Origin of the sequence: Lentzea albidocapillata subsp. violacea (genome assembly GCF_900100275.1) — a bacterium.
In the GTDB taxonomy this organism is placed as follows: domain Bacteria; phylum Actinomycetota; class Actinomycetes; order Mycobacteriales; family Pseudonocardiaceae; genus Lentzea; species Lentzea violacea.
In genome coordinates this window covers 20785-42655 of the sequence record NZ_FNET01000007.1, presented here as the reverse complement: position 1 = coordinate 42655, position 21871 = coordinate 20785, and the positions used below count along the sequence as shown (strand labels likewise).

The 21871-nt window shown below is 69.5% G+C and carries 24 protein-coding genes; 12 read left to right on the top strand and 12 right to left on the bottom strand.

Features of this window, described 5'->3' with window-relative positions; translation table 11 throughout:
- Positions 1–125: 125 nt before the first annotated feature.
- Genes BLR21_RS17400 through BLR21_RS17390 form a run of 3 tightly spaced genes read left to right on the top strand, consistent with a single transcriptional unit; the run spans position 126 to position 1790 of the window.
- Entirely contained in the window at positions 126–590 is a 465-nt protein-coding gene (locus BLR21_RS17400; protein ID WP_090006878.1) for an SRPBCC family protein, read from the top strand.
- Between the two features lie 12 nt (positions 591–602).
- Positions 603–1322, top strand: a complete 720-nt coding sequence (locus BLR21_RS17395; protein ID WP_090006877.1) for a SigB/SigF/SigG family RNA polymerase sigma factor — start codon at positions 603–605, stop codon at positions 1320–1322.
- A 42-nt stretch (positions 1323–1364) separates the two neighbouring features.
- Positions 1365–1790 (top strand): DUF4383 domain-containing protein, encoded by a 426-nt coding sequence (locus BLR21_RS17390; protein ID WP_176929673.1) that lies wholly within the window; start codon positions 1365–1367, stop codon positions 1788–1790.
- On the opposite strand, the gene BLR21_RS17385 is transcribed toward BLR21_RS17390, so the two are convergent.
- Positions 1777–2700 carry a DNA topoisomerase IB gene (locus BLR21_RS17385; protein WP_090006875.1) on the bottom strand — a complete coding sequence of 308 codons (924 nt, stop codon included), beginning with the start codon at positions 2698–2700 and terminating at the stop codon, positions 1777–1779. The two genes, BLR21_RS17390 and BLR21_RS17385, sit on opposite strands and share 14 nt — an antisense overlap.
- A 49-nt stretch (positions 2701–2749) precedes the next feature.
- Here BLR21_RS17385 and BLR21_RS17380 point away from each other — a divergent pair, with 49 nt between their 5' ends.
- From BLR21_RS17380 to BLR21_RS17370, 3 genes are read left to right on the top strand one after another with little or no spacing between them, the layout of a single operon-like run.
- Positions 2750–3817: a carboxylate-amine ligase gene (locus tag BLR21_RS17380; protein ID WP_090006874.1), complete on the top strand. Its 1068-nt coding sequence runs from the start codon at positions 2750–2752 to the stop codon at positions 3815–3817.
- A complete protein-coding gene (locus BLR21_RS17375; protein ID WP_090006873.1) occupies positions 3817–4584 on the top strand; it encodes an iron-containing redox enzyme family protein in 768 nt (255 codons plus the stop codon). The genes BLR21_RS17380 and BLR21_RS17375 overlap by 1 nt, the downstream gene beginning before the upstream one ends.
- A 20-nt stretch (positions 4585–4604) precedes the next feature.
- Positions 4605–4967, top strand: a complete 363-nt coding sequence (locus tag BLR21_RS17370) for an STAS domain-containing protein (protein WP_176929672.1) — start codon at positions 4605–4607, stop codon at positions 4965–4967.
- On the opposite strand, the gene BLR21_RS17365 is transcribed toward BLR21_RS17370, so the two are convergent.
- Genes BLR21_RS17365 through BLR21_RS17355 form a run of 3 tightly spaced genes read right to left on the bottom strand, consistent with a single transcriptional unit; the run spans position 4968 to position 6231 of the window.
- The gene (locus tag BLR21_RS17365; protein WP_090006871.1) at positions 4968–5405 is read right to left on the bottom strand and encodes a Rossmann-fold NAD(P)-binding domain-containing protein; all 438 of its coding nucleotides are present in this window, start codon (positions 5403–5405) and stop codon (positions 4968–4970) included.
- Positions 5406–5415: 10 nt separating this feature from the next.
- Positions 5416–5859 (bottom strand): nucleoside deaminase, encoded by a 444-nt coding sequence (locus tag BLR21_RS17360; protein ID WP_256334746.1) that lies wholly within the window; start codon positions 5857–5859, stop codon positions 5416–5418.
- A gap of 42 nt (positions 5860–5901) precedes the next feature.
- A complete protein-coding gene (locus tag BLR21_RS17355; RefSeq protein WP_030476245.1) occupies positions 5902–6231 on the bottom strand; it encodes a TfoX/Sxy family protein in 330 nt (109 codons plus the stop codon).
- Positions 6232–6315: 84 nt separating this feature from the next.
- On the opposite strand from BLR21_RS17355, the gene BLR21_RS17350 reads away from it, so the two are divergent.
- Entirely contained in the window at positions 6316–6588 is a 273-nt protein-coding gene (locus tag BLR21_RS17350; RefSeq protein WP_030476244.1) for a YggT family protein, read from the top strand.
- Here BLR21_RS17350 and BLR21_RS17345 read toward each other — a convergent pair.
- Genes BLR21_RS17345 through BLR21_RS43800 form a run of 3 tightly spaced genes read right to left on the bottom strand, consistent with a single transcriptional unit; the run spans position 6569 to position 11162 of the window.
- Positions 6569–8095: an FAD-binding oxidoreductase gene (locus BLR21_RS17345; RefSeq protein ID WP_090006869.1), complete on the bottom strand. Its 1527-nt coding sequence runs from the start codon at positions 8093–8095 to the stop codon at positions 6569–6571. The genes BLR21_RS17350 and BLR21_RS17345 overlap by 20 nt on opposite strands.
- Positions 8096–8154: 59 nt before the next feature.
- Positions 8155–10743 (bottom strand): CHAT domain-containing protein, encoded by a 2589-nt coding sequence (locus BLR21_RS17340; protein ID WP_256334745.1) that lies wholly within the window; start codon positions 10741–10743, stop codon positions 8155–8157.
- The gene (locus BLR21_RS43800; protein WP_256334744.1) at positions 10740–11162 is read right to left on the bottom strand and encodes a hypothetical protein; all 423 of its coding nucleotides are present in this window, start codon (positions 11160–11162) and stop codon (positions 10740–10742) included. Before BLR21_RS43800 ends, BLR21_RS17340 begins: the two co-directional genes overlap by 4 nt.
- On the opposite strand from BLR21_RS43800, the gene BLR21_RS17335 reads away from it, so the two are divergent.
- The 5 genes from BLR21_RS17335 (at position 11124) to BLR21_RS17315 (ending at position 15845) form a co-directional block, all read left to right on the top strand.
- Positions 11124–12020: a S8 family peptidase gene (locus BLR21_RS17335; RefSeq protein ID WP_256334743.1), complete on the top strand. Its 897-nt coding sequence runs from the start codon at positions 11124–11126 to the stop codon at positions 12018–12020. The two genes, BLR21_RS43800 and BLR21_RS17335, sit on opposite strands and share 39 nt — an antisense overlap.
- A 54-nt stretch (positions 12021–12074) precedes the next feature.
- Entirely contained in the window at positions 12075–12692 is a 618-nt protein-coding gene (locus BLR21_RS17330) for an RNA polymerase sigma factor (protein ID WP_090006868.1), read from the top strand.
- Positions 12670–13113 (top strand): hypothetical protein, encoded by a 444-nt coding sequence (locus tag BLR21_RS17325; protein ID WP_090006867.1) that lies wholly within the window; start codon positions 12670–12672, stop codon positions 13111–13113. Before BLR21_RS17330 ends, BLR21_RS17325 begins: the two co-directional genes overlap by 23 nt.
- Positions 13114–13212: 99 nt before the next feature.
- Positions 13213–14013: an SAM-dependent methyltransferase gene (locus tag BLR21_RS17320; RefSeq protein WP_090006866.1), complete on the top strand. Its 801-nt coding sequence runs from the start codon at positions 13213–13215 to the stop codon at positions 14011–14013.
- Complete coding sequence (locus BLR21_RS17315; protein ID WP_090006865.1) at positions 14013–15845, top strand: diguanylate cyclase domain-containing protein; 1833 nt, start codon at positions 14013–14015, stop codon at positions 15843–15845. Before BLR21_RS17320 ends, BLR21_RS17315 begins: the two co-directional genes overlap by 1 nt.
- Before the next feature lie 43 nt (positions 15846–15888).
- Here the strand turns inward: BLR21_RS17315 and BLR21_RS17310 are convergent, their stop codons facing one another.
- The 5 genes from BLR21_RS17310 to BLR21_RS17290 form a co-directional block, all read right to left on the bottom strand.
- Positions 15889–16407 carry a snapalysin family zinc-dependent metalloprotease gene (locus tag BLR21_RS17310; protein WP_256334742.1) on the bottom strand — a complete coding sequence of 173 codons (519 nt, stop codon included), beginning with the start codon at positions 16405–16407 and terminating at the stop codon, positions 15889–15891.
- 316 nt (positions 16408–16723) lie between these two features.
- Positions 16724–17320 (bottom strand): GTP-binding protein, encoded by a 597-nt coding sequence (locus BLR21_RS17305; RefSeq protein ID WP_090006864.1) that lies wholly within the window; start codon positions 17318–17320, stop codon positions 16724–16726.
- Positions 17321–17336: 16 nt separating this feature from the next.
- A complete protein-coding gene (locus BLR21_RS17300; protein ID WP_030468876.1) occupies positions 17337–17759 on the bottom strand; it encodes a roadblock/LC7 domain-containing protein in 423 nt (140 codons plus the stop codon).
- The gene (locus BLR21_RS17295; RefSeq protein WP_256334741.1) at positions 17756–20524 is read right to left on the bottom strand and encodes a sensor histidine kinase; all 2769 of its coding nucleotides are present in this window, start codon (positions 20522–20524) and stop codon (positions 17756–17758) included. Before BLR21_RS17295 ends, BLR21_RS17300 begins: the two co-directional genes overlap by 4 nt.
- A 219-nt stretch (positions 20525–20743) precedes the next feature.
- Positions 20744–21760: an ABC transporter substrate-binding protein gene (locus tag BLR21_RS17290; protein ID WP_090006862.1), complete on the bottom strand. Its 1017-nt coding sequence runs from the start codon at positions 21758–21760 to the stop codon at positions 20744–20746.
- Positions 21761–21871 lie beyond the last annotated feature (111 nt).

Genomic DNA, 21871 nt, shown 5'->3' with positions numbered 1-21871 from the left:
CGTGATGTGCGGATCGCAAATGGTCCGACACGCTGCGTGACCGTCCTGAGTGGACACATGTCGGATGTGTAACAGCGCGTCGCCTGGGTACTCACCTTCCGACACCAATCGAAGGAGGAGGTTTCGTGACCACCATTGAGAAGTCGGTGGACGTCCACGTGCCCGTGAGCACGGCTTACAACCAGTGGACCCAGTTCGAATCCTTCCCGGCGTTCATGGACGGGGTCGAGAAGATCGACCAGGTCACGCCGACCAGGACCCACTGGACCACGAAGATCGGCGGGGTCGTCCGCGAGTTCGACGCGGAGATCACCGAGCAGCACGCGGACGAGCGAGTCGCGTGGACCACGATCGACGGGCCGCCGCAGGGTGGCGTGGTGACGTTCCACCGCCTGGACAACGACACGACGAGGGTCCATCTCCAGATGGAGTACGACCCCGAGACAATCACCGAGAAGGCCGGAGCGGCGCTCGGCGTCGTCGGCCACCGGGTCGAGGGCGACCTGAAGAGGTTCAAGGAGTTCATCGAGAACCGCGGCGCCGAGACCGGCGCCTGGCGGGGCGACGTGACGCCGCCGCCCCAGGTCTGATCGCGGTGCACGTTGACGCCAGACCAGCACGCGGCGTTCGAGGAACTCGCCCGCATCGACCGTGACTCGCCGCGTTACTACGTGCTGCGAGACCGGCTGGTGCGCGAGTACCTCCCCCTTGCCCGGCACATCGCTCGCCGCTTCAGCGAACGCGGCGAGCCCATGGAAGATCTCGCGCAGGTGGCGGCGGTCGGACTGATCAACGCCATCGACCGGTTCGACGTCTCGCGGCAGACGGACTTCCTGTCCTACGCCGTGCCGACGATCACCGGCGAGGTGCGGCGTCACTTCCGCGACCAGTGCTGGGCGATCCGCGTGCCCCGCAGGTTGAAAGAGCTGTGCGACTCCATCGACGGCGCGACCGCCGAGCTTTCGCACAGGACCGGGCGGTCTCCCACTCCCTCCGAGATCGCCCGGCACCTCGGGGTGTCGCTCACCGACGTCTACGAGGGCCTGCGCATCGAGAAGAACATCGCGTTCGCACCGCTGGACTCACTGGAGAGCTCGACCGTCGACGATCCGGCGCTGGAAGGCGTGGAGATCCACGAGGCCCTGCAGCCGATGCTGCGGGGCCTTCCGCGCCGTGAGCGGACCATCGTGGTCCTGCGTTTCTTCGGCCGGCTGACCCAGACGGAGATCGCCCGCCGCGTCGGCATCTCCCAGATGCACGTGTCGCGGCTGCTCACCAAGTCCCTGGAGCAGCTGCGACACGATCTGCTGGCGGAGGAGTGAAATGAGCGAGCGAGAATGACCGCTTCTGGCGATACTGGGTTCATGAAACGGTTGCGGTGGCCCCAGAAGCTGGCGATCAGCACTGGTGCCCTGCTCGTGCTCTGGGGCGTGGCCGGGTTCTTCGTGACCGGCTTCGCGTCGTTCGCCGGCGAGTCCGACACCTGGGTGCTCGGACTGCGCGTCAACCCGTTGCAGAACGTCATCCACCTGGTCTTCGGCGCCGCCCTGCTGCTCGCGGTACCGCGCCTGAAGGCGCTGACCGATGTCGGGCTGCTGGTGGCGGTGCTGTTCCTGGTGCTGTTCGGGCTCGGCCTGGCCCGCTACGACGGCGAGCTCGTGAACTTCCTGAACGTCAACTCCGGTTCGAACGCCCTGCACCTCTTCGCCGGGTTCGCCGCGCTGGCGTCGGCGGAGGGCGCGGTGTGGTGCCGCCAGTGCGACCGCGCCGCCGCCGTCAGATCCTCCTGAGCAGCTTCCGCACGGCCCGTTCGGGGTCACCTCCGCCGATGACGTCACCGTGCTCGAACGCCTCCACCAGGCGCGGGTCCACGTAGGACTTCCTCGCCACGGACGGCGTGTTGCCGAGGTCCTGCGCGACCTCCTTCATGACCGCGCTGACCGCGCGCTTCGACGGCCTGCCCCGTTCGCGCAGGGCCTGCGCGAACGCCTGTGCGGCGAAGACCATGGCGTGCCAGGTGCGCAGGTCCTTCACGCTGAACTCGTCGCCGACCAGCTCGCGGAAGCGTTCGTTGACGTCGTCGGCGGTGAGGTCGAAAACGCGGCAGTCCGGCGTCCGGTCGCGCAGCAACGACCGGACGGCCCTGGCGAGCGCGCGATCGGTGATCTCCTGGTCCACCTCGACGCCGTGCTTGGCGGGGAACCGGAAGCGGACCCGGTCGCCGGTGACCGAGAGGTGTTCGCAGAGCAGGGTCGCGACGCCGTGCGTGCCGTTCTCCTCGGCGTACTCCTCGTGGCCGACGCGGAAGACGCCGAGATCGAGCATCCGCAGCGCGATGGCGAGCAGCCGTTTCCGGCCGCGCGACCTCATGTCCTGCTCGACCTGCTCGCGGAACCTCCCGAGCTTCGGGGCCAGTTCGAGCACGCGGGCGAACTTCTCCGTGTCGCGGTCGGCCCGCCACTTCTCGTGATAGAGGTACTGGCGGCGGCCCGCGTCGTCGTAACCGACGGCCTGGATGTGGCCGTTCGGGTGCGGAGAGATCCACACGTCGCGCCAGGCGGGTGGGATCACGAGCGCCCTCACCCGCTCGGCGTCGCTCGCGGACAGCGCCGCGCCGTCGGCGTCGAGGTACCGGAACCCCTTGCCGTGCCTGCGTCGCGTCCAGCCTGGACCTGCGGTGATGCTGCGCCGCAGTCTCATCCGGGCACCCCGGGATTGATCAGCATGAAACGCGGGTACCCGCTCGCCGATGAATCACTACACGGTCGGTGTGGAACAGGAGTTCCTGCTCGTGGATCCCGATTCGCGGCGGCCGGTGGCACTGGCACCCCGGGTCAGGGAGATCTCCCGCGCGCCGGGAGACCTCGACGTGCAGGGCGAGCTCACGCCGTTCCAGATCGAGATCGCCACCGGCGTCACCTCCTCGTTCGGCGAACTGTCCGATCAGGTCCGGCTCGGCCGCCGGGTGCTCGTGGACGCCGCCGACGAGGCAGGGTGCCGGCTCGTGGCGACGGGCATGCCGCCGATCGGCGAAGCCGGGCCCCCTCCCGGATCGGATGACGCGCGCTATCACCGGATCGAGTACTCCCATCGCAGGCTCGTGACCGGAACGGGTGCATGTGGACTGCACGTGCACGTCGGTGTCTCCTCGAGCTCCGAAGCTCTGGCGGCGTCGAACAAGCTGCGGGCTTGGCTGCCGACGCTGCTGGCGCTGAGCGCGAACTCCCCGTACTCCCAGGGAGAGGACACCGGATACGCCAGCTGGCGGTCGATGGTGTGGTCGCGCTGGCCGGTGAGCGGGCCGCCGCCGTTCTGGCACGGCCCCGCCGACTACGACCGGACCGTCGAGGCGCTGATCAGCTCGGAAGCGTTGATGGACAGGGCGATGGTGTACTGGGACGTCCGCCCGTCCGCCGATCATCCGACCGTCGAGGTGCGCGTCGCGGACATCCCGCAGCTGGCAACGGAAGTCGTGGTCCTCGCCGAGTTGGTCCGGGCCCTCGTCGTGACGGAACCCTCCGAACAGCGGGTGGACGATTCCGTGCTGCGAGCGGCATATTGGCGGGCGTCGCGCGACGGGGTCGACGGACTGGCCGCCGATCCACACACCGGAAAACTCTCCCCCGCGTTCGACCGGGCGGTGTCGCTCGTCGAGCACGTCGCGGTCGCGCTGCGCGATCGCGGCACTCTGTCTACTGTGGAGCAGCAGTTGGACTGGTTGCGCCACAACGGCTGCGGTGCCGCTCGGCAACGACGCTACCCGGACCCCGAGTCCCTTGTGGACATGCTGATCGCCCGAACGCGTGAGGAAACCTGATGCGCCTCCCCGGCCCCCGCGGCCACATGAGCTCAGCCCTGGTCTCAGCGCTGCGCCTGCCGCCCCCGCCGCAGCCCGCGCTGCTCGTCAGCGGCGGCACAAGGGAAGCCTGGCAGGACGACGACCTGCAGCTGTCGCTGTGGATCTGCTACGAGCTGCGGATGCGCGGCTTCGACGACGTCGCCACCGGCTGGGAGGACCACCCGGCGCTGGCCCAGTTCCACGCGGCCCTGGAGACCCGCTGGGAGACGGCGCTGCGGTCGTTGACCGAGGTCACCTCACCCGTCGCGCTGTCGGACGAGGGGCTTTCGGAACTGCGCGGCCACCACGCGTTCTGGCAGCCGCGCCGCGAGATGCGCTCGGTGCTGCGCGACATCCAGGGCGACGCCTACGGCACGCGTTCCGAGCGCACGCACTCGGTGCTGTTCACCGTGACGCTACGCGACCTGGACCCGTTCTCCGGCGTCGACGAAATGCCCGCCCCGACCCTCGCACTGGCGAACGCGCTGTCGTTGTTCGGTCTGCACCGGCGGCTCGTCGGGGCCCTCGTCGGCTTCCTCACCGCGGTCGACACGATCGGCGGTGACCCGTTCGCGCAACTGCTGCCCGTCCAGTGCCCGCCGGAGGACGTCCGCCTCGGCTTCACCGCGTGCCACGAACTGCACGCCCGCCTCACCCAGCACGTCCACGCTTCCCTGCAGGCAGGTCGCACCTCGCTGAGGTGCCGTCGACCGCCGGTCTCCAGCCGGGTTAACGTGGGGTGCTGACAGCTGACGAAGGAGATCACGTGCCTGACCCCACAGCTCTGGCCACGGTGGTCGTCGACCGGCTCGCCCCCGACGTCGTCGTGCTGCGCGTGTCCGGCGAGCTCGACACCACCTCCAGCGGTGCGCTGACCGGCCCGCTGGAAACTCACGTGGCGGAAGGCCTGCGGGCCGTCGTCGTGGATCTCGGCGGCGTCCGGTTCCTGGGATCCGCCGGCCTGGAGGCCCTGGTCCTCGGCCAGCAGCGCGCGTCGAAGGCCGGCGTCGAGTTCGTGGTGGTGGCGTCGAACCGAGCCGCTTTGCGGCCCATCGAGGCGACCGGGCTCGACGCGGTGTTCACGATCGTGAAGACGGCGGACGAGGCAGCGCAGCGCTACTCGTCCTGATCACCAGGGCCGGGCACCCGTCGCGTCGAAGTAGCCGCCGGTAGGCCCGTCCTGTCCGACCTGCGCCATCCGCACGACGGCGCCGGCGTCCTGCTCGACGGCGTTGATCCGCATCCGCGGGAACGCCTTCGCGTACTGCACGGTGACGATGTTGACCGCCGCCGCGGACGGCGAGTCGCGGGGGCCACTGACGTTCACCACGACAGCGGACCGTCGCAGCAGCGGCAGGTAGGTCTGCAGGACGCGCGCGGCACTCTCGACGGCACCCTCGAACGTCTCCTGCGCGGCCCCGCCGGTGTTGACCAGCACGTCGAGCGAGTCCAGCGACCCGGCCGAGGCACCGTCGAGCGGCGCGAACCGGACGGTGTGACCGGCGAGAACGAGCCGGCGCGCGATCTCCGCGTCCTCGTCCGCCCCGGCGATCAGCACAGCAGCCATGCGTTTCAGGCTAATCCTGGCCGATGTCCTCGTACCAGAGCTCGGGGCGTTCGGCGATGAACGTCGTCATCAGCTCGACCAGCGCCGGGTCCTCGACGACGGTGATGCCGACGCCGTGCTCAGCCAGCCAGTCGTGGCCGCCGTGGAACGTCGTGGCCTCGCCGATCAGGACGTGCGAGATGCCGAACTGGCGGACCAGGCCGCTGCAGTACCAGCACGGCGACAGGGTCGTCACCATCGTCGTGCCGCGATAGCTGCGCTGACGACCGGCGTTGCGGAAGGCCGAGGTCTCCGCGTGCATCGAGGCGTCGCCGTCCTGCACGCGGCGGTTGTGGCCCCTGCCCAGCAGACGGCCGTCCGCGTCGAAGAGTGCCGCGCCGATCGGGATGCCGCCTTCGGCGAGTCCCGTCCGCGCCTCTTCTACGGCGACGGCGAGCATGTCTTCAGCAGTCATCGGTCGAAGCCTACCCGCGAGGGCGTTCTATTCAGTGTCGGCTCACTTCGGCGGTAGCGCTTCCACGAACTCGCGGCAGCGCGCGATCCAGTCCTCCAGCGCCTCGTCCTCCGCCACGGCCTCGCCGTCGACGACCACCCAGCCGTTCATCGGCCGTCCGGTGAAGTCGAAGACGCGGGCGCCCGGCTGGGCCAGCGCGTCGGCCTGCGCCTCGGGGCCCACGCGCGCTATCAGGTCGGAGTTCAGCACGCCTACCAGCATGTTTCCTCGCCACATGAACACCAGGCTGCCGAACATCTTCTTCGTGCCGAGGTCCGGGAGGTCGCCCAGCGACTCGCCCAGACGGTGGGCCAGGCCCTCGTCGTACGCCACGCGCTGAATACTGTCTCAGCGAGTTGCCAGGCGCCTCTCAGTTTCGTGTGGCTTCATGGACGTACAGGACGTAAGGAGGCCATCTTGTTCGGCTTGGTCGGCTGGCTGCTCTATTGGCTCTTGACGCTGTTCATCCTCGTGATGATCGGCCGGATGATCGTGGACTGGGCGGTCACCTTCCAGGCGCGCGGTGACTGGGTGTGGAAGGTGCGCCGGGTGACCCACGGCGTCACCGAGCCGGTGCTCGCGCCGGTGCGCAAGGTGTTGCCGCCGGTGCGGTTCGGCGGGTTCGGGCTCGACCTGGCCTTCACGCTGGTGTTCATCGCGGCGCTGATCCTCAGGTCGGTCGTGTCGTGAGGACGCCGGGGTTGAGCAGGCCCTGAGGATCCAGCGCGGTCTTGGCACCGGACAGGGCCGCGCCGAAGACGTCCGGCCGTTGGCGCGTGTACCAGGGCATGTGGTCGCGGCCGACGGCGTGGTGGTGCGTGATCGTGCCGCCCGCCGCGATGAGCGCCTCGGAGACCGCGGCCTTGATCTCGTCCCACTGCGCGGTGAGGCTGCCCCAGCGGCCCGGCGCGTAGATGCCGTAGTAGGGCGCGGGGCCGTCCGGGTAGACGTGGGTGAAGCGGCACGTGACGATGCCGATGCCGCACACCTCGCGCAGCGCCTTGGTCGCCGCCTCCGTGACCGCCGCGTGCAGTTCGGCGAAACGGTCCCAGGTGCAGGCCGTCTCGAACGTCTCCGTGATCATCGCGTGCTGAGCCATCGCGTCCCGCTGATACGGCATGCGCAGGAACGACTTCCGCCACTGCTGCGCCGCGCCCTCGACGACCTCGCCGTCACCGCAGAGTTCCAGGGCTCGCGCGAGTTTCGCGTCGACCGGGTGGTCCGCGGACTCGAACGCCAGCACCAGGACGGCGGACGGCGACCCGGCGTTGAGGAACGCCTCCGCCGGGTCCAGCAGACGGCAGTTCGCCGGGTGGAGCCCGGACTGCGCGATCAGCCGGGTCGCCTCCACGGCCCGTTCCCACGACGCGAACCGCACCGACGCCCCGGCCCGGTGGACCGGCGGCTCCTGCAGGCGCATCCACGCCTCGGTGATCACGCCCAGGGTGCCTTCGGAGCCCAGGAAGAGCCGGTCCGGCGACGGCCCCGCGCCCGACCCCGGCAACCGGCGCGACTCGCTGATCCCCTGGGGCGTCACGACCCTGAGCGACTCGGTCAGGTCGTCGACGTGCGTGTAGAGCGTGGCGTAGTGGCCGCCCGCGCGGGTGGCGAGCCAGCCGCCGAGCGTCGAGAACTCGAACGACTGCGGGAAGTGCCGCAACGTCAGGCCGTGCGGCTTGAGCTGTGCCTCCAGCGACGGCCCCAGCACCCCGGCCTGGATGCGCGCCGCACGACTGACCGGGTCTACCTCCAGCACCTGGTCCAGCGCCGAGAGGTCCAGCGTCACCACCCGGTCGAGGTCACGCGGCTCCACCCCGCCGACGACGGAAGTGCCACCACCGAAGGGAATCACCGCGACGTCGTTCGACCCGCACCAGTCCAGCACGTCGACGACGTCCTGCTCGGTGCGCGGCCGGGCGACGGCATCCGGCAGCGGCCCGATGTCACCGGCGAGGTTGCGGGTGACGTCGCGGTAGGCCTGGCCGCGGGCGTGCGCGAGCCGGTCGACCGGATCCGTCGAGTAGATCGGCTCGATCCGCGAAGCGGGCAGGTCGAGCGTGGCGGGGTCCGGCGGCTCGTGGAACGTCAGGTCCGCGTCCGGCAGCACCGCCCGGACCCGGTCGACCAGCGCACGGCGTTCCTCCGGGGTGACGGCGTCCTCGACGTTGCCCCAGCCCCACCACGACCTCGTTGTCATGACGAGCAACCATAAGCGAAACTCAGGCGTTCTGGAATGCCTCTTGAGCGAAGTAGGACCTAGCCCGCGCCGAAACACACGAAGCCGACGGCAGCGGCGTAGGCGGCGTCGTCCACTGCAGCGCGTTGCACCGCAGCCAGCGCCTCGGCCGGAGCCATCCCGGCGGCCAGCTTCTGGTGCAGTTCCACCATGACCGGCGCCGTGCCGTCGGTCGGCACCGGCACGACGGGCGCGATCAACGTCCGCGTGCCCAGGCCGAGAAGCGCCGCCGTGAACCCCATCAGCTCGTCGCCGGGACGAACGGCCGACTGGCCCGTGTCGCACGCCGACAGCACCACCCGCGTAGGCGGCTGACGCAGGCGTTCGATGTCGTAGACGGTCAACGGCCCATCGGCCAGTTCCAGGGCCGAGAACAGCGGGTTGTCGACGCGGAACGAGCCGTGGGCGGCGATGTGGGCCAGCGCGGCACCGTCCATTGCGGACGCCACGGCGCTCACCGTCGCCTCGCCGCCCACCAGGACGCGGCCCGGCACGTGGGCACTGATGGCCTTGATCTCGGCGGAGGCGGCGGCCATGCGCGGCCCGGCGGCCAGCACGGATTCGCCCGAGGCGTCCGGCACGGAAGTGGCGCGCAGCCAGACGGACGCGGACGGCGCGACCGCCACCTGGCGGTTCAGGACGGCCCACGGCAGGCCGTTCAGCGCGCCGGTGGGCACGACGACCAGCGGGCGGCCGTCGATGCGGGAGGCCAGCGGGTCCAGCAGGCGGCGGGCGAGCAGTGCGGCGGCGTGCGACGCCGACGAGCGGGCCACGGCCAGGTTCGGCAAGTGGGGCGGCAGGGTGACCAGGCGGTGCAGGGCGAAGCGGAGCAGGCGGATCTCGCGGACCACGCCCTCCGCCGCCCCCAGGGAATGCAGGGAGGCACGGCCTCCGGCCAGGACGACGGCCATCAGCGTGCCGTCGTCCTCCACGAACTCGATCAGCGCCGCCGGACCCAGGGCGGTGACCAGGGACGGGACCGACGGTGGCTTGAAGACGGAGACCTCGCCCGACACCTGGCGGGTCAGGTCGCGGACACGTTGCTCGGAGCGCACCAGCTTGGCGCGCAGGGCGCCCGCGGGTTTTCCGGCCAGCACAGCGGATTCCACGTCGGCCGCCACCGCGCGCAACGACGCCAGCGCGTCCTCCAGGCGCGGGTCGTCGGGAGGCGACACGGACTTCATCCGCAGCGCGCCGGCGCGCCAGCTCTCGGTCCACGACAGCACGCGTGCGGCGTTGCCGGAGGCCACGGCCAGCCGCAGGCCTTCCAGCGCGAGAGCCTGGCCCTGCACGCCGGCCGACGCGCGCAGCTCGGCGGCACCCAGGGACACCCGGTATTCGTCCAGCAGGCCGATGCCCCGCCGGAGAGCCGACGACGTCCCCCGGACGTCGCCGGAAAGCTTGCGGCGCAACGCTTCCGCGTACCAGCCGCGTACGCGCAGACCGGCCGGGCCACGCAGCCGCGCGGCAGCCGCCACCGACAGCTCGGCGACCGCACGCGCGCGGTGGCCCAGGTCCGCGGCGACCAGGCCCGCGTCGATGCGGGCCTCCAGCGCGGGCAGCCGCCAGTCCATCGCGTCCAGTTCGGAGGCGACCCGCGACAGCGCCAGGCGCAGCGGACGCGAGCGGTCGCCGCGCAGCACGGCCGCGTGCAGCTCCAGGTAACGCGCGCCCGCCGCCCACAGCAGGCGTTGCTCGCGGCGGAACCGGCGGCGCGCCTCGGCGGCGAACGAATGCGCCGCGGAAGGATCGTCGTCCAGCAGGGCGATGCGGGCGCGGAAGTACAGGGCCTCCGAGACGCCCAGCGGGTTCTTCAGCGCCTTCAGTTCGGGAATCGCGCGGTCGGCCGCGGCGCGGGCCTCGTCCAGCAGCGGCACCGAGACGAGCAGCTCCAACCGGTTGACCAGCAGCACCGGGCGCATCACGTCGAGGCGGCGGTAGACCTCCTCCGCCTTGTCGAACAACGTCAGCGCGGCGGGCACGTCACCGCCGCGCGTCGCCATGATGCCGGCGTTCCAGTGCACGTCGGCGACGCCGAGCTCCTGGCCCAGCTCCCCCAGCAACGAAGCCGCCAGCGAGAAGTCGGCCGACGCCTCACGCATGTTTCCCACGTACGCGCGCACGAGGCCGCGGTTGTTGAGAGCGCGCGCCTCGACCAGTTGGTCCCCCACTCGTCGCGCACCGGCGATGGCGGCCGTGTAGTCGCGCTGCGCGTCGTCGTACCGCGTCAGGTAGTGGAAGACGACACCGCGTTGCATCAGGGCGGCCACCGAGTCCGCGCCCGTCAGTTCCGGCATGGCGTCGTCCAGCAACGTCAGCGCGGCCTTCTGCCTGCCCGTGTAGGCGAGCACCCACGCGAGGCTCATCTGGGCCAGCGCGGACAACCGGGGCAGCGACGCCTCGGAGGCGATCCTGATCGAGCGGCGGAGGTGCCGGGCCGCGCCGGGGAAGTCGTGCATCTCCCGCAGCGCGAGGCCGATCGCGCGCTCGGCGATCGACCATTCCGAACGATCTTCCGTCGCGCGAAGGACAGCACGGGCCATCTCCACGGCCGCGCGCGGGTTGCGCTGCCTGGCCTCCAGCGCGTCCTCCGCACAAAAGTCGGTCACGGCGACACTTTATCGGCTGTGGTAGCTTGATCAAGCTCGGTCGGGGTGTCCGTCAACGCTGCTTTAGTGAGGCCGTGGTGTCGAAAACGCCAGCAAGCGCGGAGCTTTACCAAAGAGCTTTCCTGCAGCTCATCGCCGAGGACAAGACCATCAGCTTCCACGCCGAACGCGGGCGTGAATTCCTTTATCGGCCCGGTCAGCTGCTCGTCGGTGCCGAGGACCAACAACGCGTGGTCGAAAAGCTCCGGGAAAACAACATCATCGCCCGGCCGGGCGAAGGATTCGCCGGTTTGGCGCGATTGACGTTGCCGAACAACGAGGAGGACATTCCGCGCATTGTCCGCCTGTTGCGTGACCAGCGGAACTGGCCGAACGAGCGCGTGCCGCTCGTGCAGCCGCACCACGTGATCGTCGGTCACGGCGGCCTCGTCATGGGCAACCCCGGCGACCGGCCCTACCCGGCCGACCCGGTCTCGGCGCCGAAGTTCGACGAGCGCCTCAGGGACGTCCGCGTCGGCATCGTCGACACCGGCATCTCCTCCGATGCCGACAGCGAGCACTCCGAGTGGTTCGACGGCCGCTACGCCAAGGAGGCCGACGACGTCGACGCCGCCTACAGCAGCGGCGACAACTTCGCGCTGCAGGGCGGGCACGGCACGTTCGTCGCGGGCGTCATCCAGAACGCCGCGCCCGGCGTCACGTTCGACCCGGAGATCGGCCTCGACCCGAACGGCTTCGGCGACGAGGAACGGGTCTGCCGCAAGATCACCGAGCTGGGCCAGCACAAGATCAACCTGCTGAACCTGTCGCTCGGCTGCTTCACCGCGGACGACGTGGCCTCCGAACCGTTGCGGCGCACCATCGAGGCGCTGCCCGCCGACATCGTCGTGGTCGCCTCCGCCGGCAACCAGGGCACGCAGCGGCCGAGCTGGCCCGCCGCACTGTGCGGGGTCACCGCCGTCGCCGCCGCCCAGCAGGAACGGGACGGCTCGATCAGCCCCGCCTTCTACTCGAACTGGGGTCACTGGGTCGACGCGTGCGCGATCGGCAACCGGGCCTCGACCTACCTCAAGGGCGAGTGGCAGCTGCCGGGCGAGGCCGCGGCTACGCCGTTCGCGCTGTGGGCGTACTGGTACGGCACGTCGTTCGCCGCTCCCCTGGTCACCGGCCGGATCGCCGCCACCATGGTCTCAGACGGCATCGACGCACGTCAGGCGCGTGACAAGCTGCTGGCCGGTCCGGAGTTCCACTCCGGTTACGGAGTTTTTGTCAAATAGTTGTATCTGGGAGGCAACCTCGGCCTCCGCCAGTTGTGACCGCAAGGAGTCGACGTGAGTTCTGCATCCCCGATCGCCGCGCTCGTGAGCGCGGCGGCCGAGGGCGATCAGTCGGCGTGGAACGAGATCGTGGACCGTTACACGCCGCTGGTGGTGTCGGTGATCTACAAGCACCGGCTGCGCCCTGCGGATGCGGCCGACGTGAACCAGACGCTGTGGCTTCGGCTCGTGGAGCAGATCGGACGACTGCGCGAGCCGGAGGCACTGCCGGGCTGGATCATGACGACCACCCGCAACGAATGCCTGCGCGTGCTGCGCGTGCAGCAGCGGACGCACCTCTACGACCCGTTGTCCGAATCCGACGCGCTGGAGGCGGAGCAGGCGGACGCGGACGTGGAGGCGGAGCTGCTGGCGGTGGAGCGGCGGCAGGCGTTGCGGGATGGGTTCGCCGAGCTCACGGACCAGTGCAAGCGGTTGCTGCAGAAGCTGATGACGGATCCGCCGCCGAGCTACCAGGTCGTGAGCGAAGAGCTCGCGATGCCGGTCGGCAGCATCGGCCCGACGCGGATACGGTGCCTGGAGAAGTTGCGGAAGACCACTGCGCTTTCAGCGTTCCTCGGATCGCCGGTGAAGAGAGGAGGTGTGCTGGGTGCGGCACGACTGGGACAGTGACGAAGTACTGCTCGACGCCTTGCGTGACGCGTTGAGCACACCCCAGGACGACGTCCCGCCGGAGTTCGTGGAGGCCGCGAAGGCCGCGTTCACCTGGCGGAACATCGACGAGGAGCTGCTGCTCATCACGTCGTACGACTCGGTGCTGGACGACACGCTGTTCGCCCGTGCCCGGTCGACGGCCACGGCGCGGCAGCTGGTGTTCGACGCGGACGGCGTGATGCTGCAGGTCGAGGTGTCCGCGGCGGGGGTCACCGGTCAGCTGATGCCGGCGACCGGACCGGTCACGCTGGTGACGCCGGACGGCGACCACGAGACCGCGGCGGTCGACGAGCTGGGGATGTTCGTCATGGGGGTCGCACCACGAGGACCGGTGAAGTTCCGGTTCGCAAGTGGTTGCACCGATTGGTTCATCCTCTGACTCACATTCGTGTGAACGGGTAATTCATTCGTTCGGCCCACATCTGCGGCCAGTAGGGTTGTCGATGCTCAGAATTCGCATCGCGAGAGGTGTGCTGCTGTGGTCGATCGAGTCAGCTGGGTTCCGGAAGGTGTCAATGTCGACGTCCCGAGTTCCGCCCGGATCTACGACTACCTGCTCGGCGGCGGGCACAACTTCGAGGCGGACCGCGCGACGGCGGAAGCCCTGATCAAGGTCCTTCCGGTGCGGGGCATGGCGCGGCTCAACCGCGCCTACCTGCGCCGCGCGGTGCTGGAACTGGCGGATCTCGGCATCCGGCAGTTCATCGACCTCGGTTCGGGCATCCCGACCGTCGGCAACGTGCACGAGGTCGCGCACGAGGTCTCGCCCGAGTCGAAGGTCGTGTACGTCGACTTCGAGCCGGTCGCGATCACGCACGCCGAGCTGATGCTGGCGGGCGAGCCGAACGTGACGGCGCTGCTGGCGGATCTGCGCGAACCGGAGAAGGTCGTGGCGCAGGCCGCTCAGCACCTGGACTTCTCTCGGCCGATCGGGCTTCTGGTCGTCGGTGTGCTGCAGTTCATCCCCGACTCGGACGACCCGTGGGGCGTGCTGGCCCGTTACGTGGAGTCTCTCCCGTCCGGGTCGTACCTGGCGCTGTCGCACTTCACCGCGGACAGCATGCCGGCGGCGATGGCGGCCGGTAAGGAGATCTTCGCGAAGACCGCGGAGCCGATCACGCCCCGCACCAAGGCCCAGGTCGCGGACATGCTGGCGGGCACGGAGATCGTCGAGCCCGGCATCGTGTTCACGCCGCAGTGGCGGCCGGAGACCCCCGAGGACGTCGGTGACGAGCCGTCGAAGGCGAACCTCTACGCGGCGGTGGGTCGCAAGCCCTGATGTCCGCCTCGCCCCTCGCACAGCGCTGGGCGGCTGTTCTGATCGAGAGCGCGTACTCGCCGATGTCGAGGCGGAAGCTGACGCAGCACCTCGACGAGCACGCCGCCCGGCTGCGTGCTGGGCAGGCGGCGGTGGCCATCGGCGAATGGCTGGTGCGCAGGAGTTTCACCGGACCGGACTCGTTGCGCCGCACGCTGGAGGTGCTCGGCGGGGAGTTCTCGCCCGAGGTGCTCGGCGCGCTGGCGGCGGGCTACGTGCGGGCGACGCGCGACCAGTTGTTCGCCGAGCAGGAGAAGGTCAAGGACTCGCTGCTGAAGGCCGTCGAGGACGCACAGCGCGACCTGCACGACAGCGAGGCCCGGTTCGCCCAGGTCTTCGCGACGACCGCGGTGGGCATCGCGATCTTCGACCTGCAGGGCGCGGTCGTGGAGGCGAACGAGGCGCTGGCCGCCATCCTCGGCCACGAGGAGATGCCCAAGGAACTGTTCGCCGAGCCGGACGCGATCGCGCTGGCCGCGGCCTGCCACCGGCTGCTCGCGTCCTCTGTGGACACCGACCGGCGCGAGTGGGAACTGGCCCGCGGCAACGGGGACACGGTGTGGGCGAACGTCGTCCTGTCCGTGCTGCGCGGCTCGGACGGGCTGCCGAAGTTCCACGTCGCGCTGATCGAGGACGTCACCGAGCAGCGCATGCTCCAGGAGTGGCTGCGGCACCAGTCGCTGACGGACCTGCTGACCGGGCTGCCGAACCGGGCGTCGTTCACCGACAAGCTGGAGTCCGCGACGGCGTCCGGCGAGCCGTACACGCTGGGCTACCTGGACGTCGACAGTTTGACGATCGTCAACGACGGCCTCGGTTACGCGGCGGGCGACGCCGTGCTGGTCGAGGTGGCGCGGCGGCTGCGGGTCGTGCTGCCGGACGCGGTGGTGGCGCGGGTCGGTGGCGACGAGTTCGTGGTGCTGATCCACGGATCGCCCGACGTCGCGGCGCTGGCGGCGATGATCGACGAGGAACTCTCCGAGCCCGTGTACCTGGAGGGCGCCGGTGTCGCGGTGTCGACGTCGATCGGTTTCGTGCACACCTCCGGTCCCGGCGTCGATCCCACGGCCGTGCTGCGGCGCGCGCATTCGACGCTGCGCAGAGCCGAGACCGGCGGCAAGCGGCAGTGGGGCATCTACGACCACGAGGCCGACGCCGTCGACCGGGCCAGATTCGCGCGCATCGCGGCGATGCCCGGTGCCTTCGAGAACGGCGAGATCTCCGTGGAGTACGCGCCGGTGTCGTGGGTTTCGGGACCGCCGGCCTTCGTGGAGGCGTCCGTGCGCTGGGGTGCCACCCGGCACGACGACGTCGTGGCCTACGCCGACGCCCTCGGACTGGCGTCCCGGCTCGGGCAGCTGGTGCTGCGGGACGCGTGCTCGCGCGGCGAGCCGGCCCTGATCCGGCTGTCCAGGGACCAGTCGCGGCATCCGGACCTCACGGCGCACGTGCGGTCGACGTTGCGGGCCAGTTCGTTCCCGGCCTCGTCGTTGTTCCTGGCGCTGGACGTCAGGTCGATGCCCGACGGCGAGGAGAACCTCGAAGTGCTGCACGACATGGGTGTGCACGTCCTGCTGCACGAGTTCGGCGGCGGGTTCGCCGGATTGTCCACTGTGGACCGCGCGCCGGTGTGGGGTGTCCGGCTGGCACGGCCGCCGTCGGAACGCCTGGCGCGCCAGGGCCTTGCTCTGATGGTGCCGCTGCTGCGGTCGGCCGGCGTGCACGTGATCGGCGGGCCGGGCGATCCGGACGAGCTGCAGGCGCTGGGCGTGGACCTGGTGGTCTCGCCGTGAGTGGTTGTGGCCGTCAGGGAGACCACAACCACTCACGAGCTTATTAGGCAGCGTCCTGGAACGTCTCCGCCTTGACGGTCACGGTGCGGCCGAAGTTCCGGACGACCTGGGCCTTCTCCGCGGCGTTCGGGTTGGGGTTCTTGCACGACGTGCCGGCGCTGGCACCGGACATCAGATCGGTGCACAGACCCGTCCGGCGGTCCGGCAGACCCAGGATGTGGCCGAGCTCGTGCGCCGCGATCCGGATCGTGTCGTGGCCCTCGTTGACCGCCAGGCGGCCCATCCAGATCCGGCCTCGGCCGAGGCTCGTCGTCTGGGCGCGGGGCCAGCCGTTGTCCGCGACGATGGTGACGTGCGCGGGGCCGGTGACCTTCCTCAGGTTGAGGGTGTTCGGAAGCTGCGTGTTCCACACGTTCGCGCCCGCGTCGACGGCCGCCACGAACTCGGCGGCGCCGGACGAGTTGTAGGTGATGACACGGGGCGCGGCTTCCGCGGTGCCGATGAGACCGACCGAGAGGGCGGCGGCACTGGCGACCACGGCAATTGTTTTGCGCAGGGACACAGGAATCTCCTCGCAATGCAGGGTAATTGCGTCCCGACTGTATCGCCGCACCGTTGCCGCACAAGAAGCGTCAAGTGTGAAGCGGCGCTGCCACGATCAAGAGACTTCGTCGGTGATCAGCTCGCCGGCAGCACCGGCGCGTGGCCTGGCGAGCGGAAACATGCCCTACCAACGGATTTCCCGCGTTCTCCTGCGCCGAACAGGCCGCCGCCGGACGGAGGTATAACTCTTCACACGCGGCTGGTTCTTATGGACCGGAAGGCCGAACGGGACCGGTGCGCGTGGCACCGGCCCCGGTTTCCGCGGGAGGCGGGTTTCAGGCGAACGAAGGCTGGCGCAGCGCGTGCTCCACCAGTGCGATCAGGATCTGCTTCGTCGACTGCCGGTTCCGTGCGTCGCACGGAATTATCGGCACCGATGCCGAGATCGTCAGCGCGTCCCGGATCTCCTCCGCCCGGTGGTGCATCAGGCCGTCGAAGCAGTTCACCGCGATCACGTACGGCAGGTCGCGGTCCTCGAAGAAGTCGATGGGCGCGAACGCCTCGTCGATCCTGCGGGTGTCGACCATGACGACGGCACCGATCGCACCGCGGACCAGGTCGTCCCACATGAACCAGAACCGGTGCTGACCGGGCGTGCCGAACAGGTACAGGATCAGGTCCTTGTCCAGCGACACCCGGCCGAAGTCCATGGCCACCGTGGTGGTCACCTTGTCCGGCACCGCCGACAGGTCGTCGACACCGACCGATGCCTGGGTCATCACGGCCTCGGTCGTCAGCGGGGTGATCTCGGAGACCGACCCGACGAACGTCGTCTTGCCGACGCCGAACCCGCCCGCGACGACGATCTTCGACGACATCACGTTCAGGCCGGCCCCAGGTGACCCCGGACGACCCGGAGCACCGTTGCTCATGGGAACTTCTCTCTACTCAGGCGCGCATGGAAACGTGCAGCTGGGCCCGGATCTCCGGCGTCAGCTGAAGACCGACCCGCTCCACCAGCCGGGTCATCGCGTAGCCGATGAGCCCGATGTCGCAGTTGGGTGCGGCGAGTACGGCGAGGCAGGACCCGTCGCTGATGGACATCAGGAAAAGATAGCCCCGTTCCATCTCCACGACGGTCTGTTTGACCTCACCCGCCTCGAAACAGCGCGCCGCGCCGAGGTTCAGGGAGACCAGTCCGGACGAGACGGCGGCGAGCTGCTCCGCGCGGTCGTGCGGGAGTCGATCGGACGATGCGAGCAACAGGCCGTCGGCGGAGACCACGATCGCGTGCGCGACACCGGCCACCCTGCTGACGAAGTCCTCGACCAGCCAGCTGAAGTTGTCCAGTTCCTCAGTCGCGGTGGTCACTGGCGTTCCCTTTCTGCGATCACGGGGATGCCTCCGACGGCGGAGTCGAAGAGCGACTCACGGCCCATCTGGACACCCTTCTGGTACGTGGCGAACCGCTGGCGCAGCCGGTCGGCCGACCGGCCGGGGATGGCGGCGGTCGACAGCTGGGGCGCGGGCGACGTCGGCTTCGGCAGCGAACCGGGGACCAGGCGCGCCTTCGGGACGCGCTTGGGCAGACCGTTCTCCGTCGTCTGCGCGGCCGTGCCCTTGTCCAGCGCGCCCGCGGCCTTCCAGCCTTCGTCCGCCACTCCCCAGTCGGACTCGGCGTAGTCGGCGACCGCGCGCGGCACCGCCGTCGGCGCCTCGATCTTGACGGTGTCCGCCGAACGGTGCCGCTTGGGCAGGCCGTTCACGGTGGCGGGCTCCGCGTCCTCCTCGTGGTGCTCGGCGCGTTCCGGCTCCACCGGCGGAACGTCCTTGAGGGAGGGTTCGGGGGCCGAGGGGGTCTTGAACCACCTCGACAGGTCGTCGTGCGAGATCAGCGGCTCGTCGACGATCGCGGGGAAGATCTCCGTGGCGGGATCGGTCGGGCGTTCGATCGGCGGCTCGTAGGAGTACCCGTCCTCGGCGACGTCTTCCGAAGCCTCGATCCGCGCGGTGAACAGGCCGTCCGTCGAGGTCTGCTCGATGCGGTGCCGGCCGGAGTTCTCGTCCTCGGTGGCGGGCGACGGCACGACGACCGGGTGTTCCGGCGTCCACTTCGGCACACCGGACAGGGCCTCACCGGTGCCGGTGGACTCGGCCGCGGAGGGCAGCGACGCGGCCGGCAACGGCAGCGCGGGCACCGATCCCTTGTGCAGCAGGGAGATCGGCAGGATCACCTGCGCGGTGACGCCACCCTCGATGTCGTCGTTGTTCGCCAGCGTCACGCGGATCTCGTGACGCTTGGCGAGCTGGCCGACCACGTACAGGCCCATCTCGCGGGCCACCGAGACGTCGACCTCCGGCGGCTCGGCGAGCTTCGCGTTGAACTCGACGACGTCGTTCTCCTGCATGCCGACGCCGCGGTCGTGGATGCGGATCGCGACCTCGCCCTTGCGGGTCTCTATCGTCCGCACCGTCACCTTGGTGGTGGGCTTGGAGAACGCCGTCGCGTTGTCGAGCAGCTCGGCGACGAGGTGCGCGAGGTCGTTGACCACGCGGCCCTGCACCATGAGCTCCGGCGTCGGCGCGATCTGGACGCGCGCGTACTTCTCCACCTCGGACACCGCGGCGCCGAGCACCTCGGCGATCGCGACCGGGCGGGTGACGCGGCGGTTGACCGTCGTGCCGGAGAGCACGAGCAGGTTCTCGCTGTTGCGGCGCATCTGCGTGGCGAGGTGGTCGAGCTCGAACAGCGACGCCAGGTGGTCCGGGTCCTGCTCGTCCTGCTCGAGCCGGTCGATCACGTTGATCTGCCGCTCCACCAACGCCTGCGAACGCCGCGACAGGTTGATGAACATGTCGTTGACGTTCGCGCGCAGTGCCACCTGCTCGACGGCGAGGCGGACGGCTTCGCGCTGCACGAGGTCGAACGCCCGTGCCACCTGGCCGACCTCTTCGGTCGTGTTGAGCGGCACCGGGACGATCGCTTCCTCCGCGGCGCGTTCCGGGTCGCGGTGCGAACGGATTCGCTTGATCGCCTCGGGCAGCTGGTTGCGGGCCACGTCGAGCGCGCTGCGGCGCAGCACGCGCAGCGGCCGCAGCATCGACTGGGCGACCATCGCCATCAGGCCGAACGCGATCAGCAGCGAGACGGCGACCAGTGCCGCGTCACGCCAGGCGTCCGAACGAGCCGTGTCGGCAAGGCGCGTGGTCGTCGCGTCGGCCTGAGCCTCCACGTGGGTCGCGACCTCGCGAACCAGGTTCGCGGTGTCCTGGCCGATCTTGAGGACCTCGGCGTCCGTGATGGACACCGGTTTGCGCTCGAAGTCCTGCGCGAGCGCGAGCCGCACGAGCCGGTTGCGACCGTCCACGGACGAACCGGACACGACGTCCTGGAACTTCTGCCTGTTCGCCGGCGACGCCGCGTCGTTGAACTCGTTGAACGCCGCGTCCAGACGCGACTGCGCGGCACGCAGCTCGTCCGCGGCGCCGGGCGCGAAGCCCCTGCGCAGCGCGGTGGACGTCAGGAGCGAGTTCTGCTGGCCGAGCTGCTCCTGCGCCGTGTAGAGCGCCTGCGCGGCGGCCACCAGCGGAACGATCTCCGGCTCGCTCAGGCTGGAGATCGCGGCGCGGTGCACCGTGCCGAGCGAGGCGATGATCTGGTTGTACGCACTGATCACCGCGACGTCCGGGTACTTGGTGGTCAGCAACGTCACGCGCAAGCTCGCCAGTCCGTCGAGCGACTGCAGCGACTTGGTGAACGTCTCCCGCAAGGGCGCGCTCAAGGCCGTGGCCGTCGCGCCCGTATCCCGGTACCTGCCCAGTTCCGTATCGGTGAGATTCGTCTTGGCGGCGTGCTCCGGGCACGCGTTCTGCCTGCCGGCGGCCACACACTGCACCGCCCAGTCACGTTCGACCTGTAGAGCGTTCTCCACCCTCGCCGCCTGGTGGCTCACGGCGAGCTCGCGCTGGACGTTGCCGAAGAGTTCGACGTCGTCGAGCTGGGTGTTCAGGCGCAGGCCCGCGAGCGTCGCGGTGCTCAGAGCCGGAACTAGCAACACCACTGCGAGCTTGCTCCGCAACCGCCAGTTGCGTAGGCGGAACCGGTCGATGCCTCGCTGGTCCTCACGACCGCGCACCGTCAACACTCCCCGCCCCGTTTAATAGCTGCAAACCTGGTGGATCTTGGAGTAAAACGCGCTGTTCTCATACCGCCGTTCGGACGACAAAACAGTGGTTCGAGAATCAACAACTTTGAGCTGCGCGGCTAAACGGCCGTCGCACGATAATTCATCTGGAGGAAACGGTCGCGCGGGTGGCCGTGATCACGGCCTGATCACAGCCACCCGCGCTGTTCGTCAACTACCGGAGGGCTGGATGAGCATCGGCCTGACGTCGAGCTCCTTGTCCAGCATCTGGTACCGCTGCATCAGCTGGACGACGCGCTGCAGACGCGTGGCGTCGAGCGTCGTCGGGAAGGCGCCGAAGTGGACAAGACCTGCGGTTTCCTTGTCGACCTTGGCGTACTCGACGAGCAGTGGCTCGACCGTGGGACGGTCGGCGGCTTCGGCCTGGCCCTTGGCCATCGCGCGCTGGAAGGCGGCGACGGTCTTGGGGTTCTCCTTGGCGAAGGCGCCGGTGGTCGCGTAGCCCGCGATCGGGATGTTGTCGGTCGGGCCGGACGCGGCGTCCAGCACCTTGATCTGACCGGCGGCGCGCTGCGCGCGGGTGATGAACGGCTCGACCATGAAGGCCGCGTCAACGGTCTTGTTCTGGACCGCCGCCTGCATGTCCGGGAACGGCATCTCCTTGAACTTCACCGAGTTCACGTCCACGTTCGCGGCCTCGAGCGTGGCCTTCGCGGTGAGCTCCGCGATGTTCTTGAACGTGTTGATCGCGATGGTCTTGCCGGCGAGGTCGGCCGGGCTCTTGATGGCCGAGTCACCGCCCGCCAGGATCAGGAACATGTCGGGTTTCGCCTGGTAGCCGTCGGAGATGAGCTTGATTCCGTCGACCGCCTTGGCGGCGTCCTTCGATTGGGCGGCGAAGAACGAGACCCAGTTGCCGAACGTGAAGTCCAGCTCCTTGCTGACCAGGCCGGGGATCGCGGCGGCCCCACCCTGGATGATCTTGAGGTCGACCTCGAGGCCTTCGGCCTTGAAGTACCCCTTCTTGATCGCCACGTGGACGGACGCCACGTCGAGGATCGGCAGGACCCCCAGGCTGATCTTGGCCTTCTCGACCGGACCGCTGCTGTTCGCATCAGCCGGGGGTGCTTGCTCTTTGCCGCCGAGCGCACCACAGCTCGCCACGGTGGCGAGCAGCGTGGCAAGGGCGATGCCACGGATGGCCATACGGCGGACTCTTCGAGTCATCGGGAGCACTCTCCTGTCGGAGCGGTGTCGTCGTTGCGGGGGGGGATCGCGACGGTCAACCACTCAGAGTAATGACGCTGCTCCAAAAGACCCCAGTTGACCGACACGAGC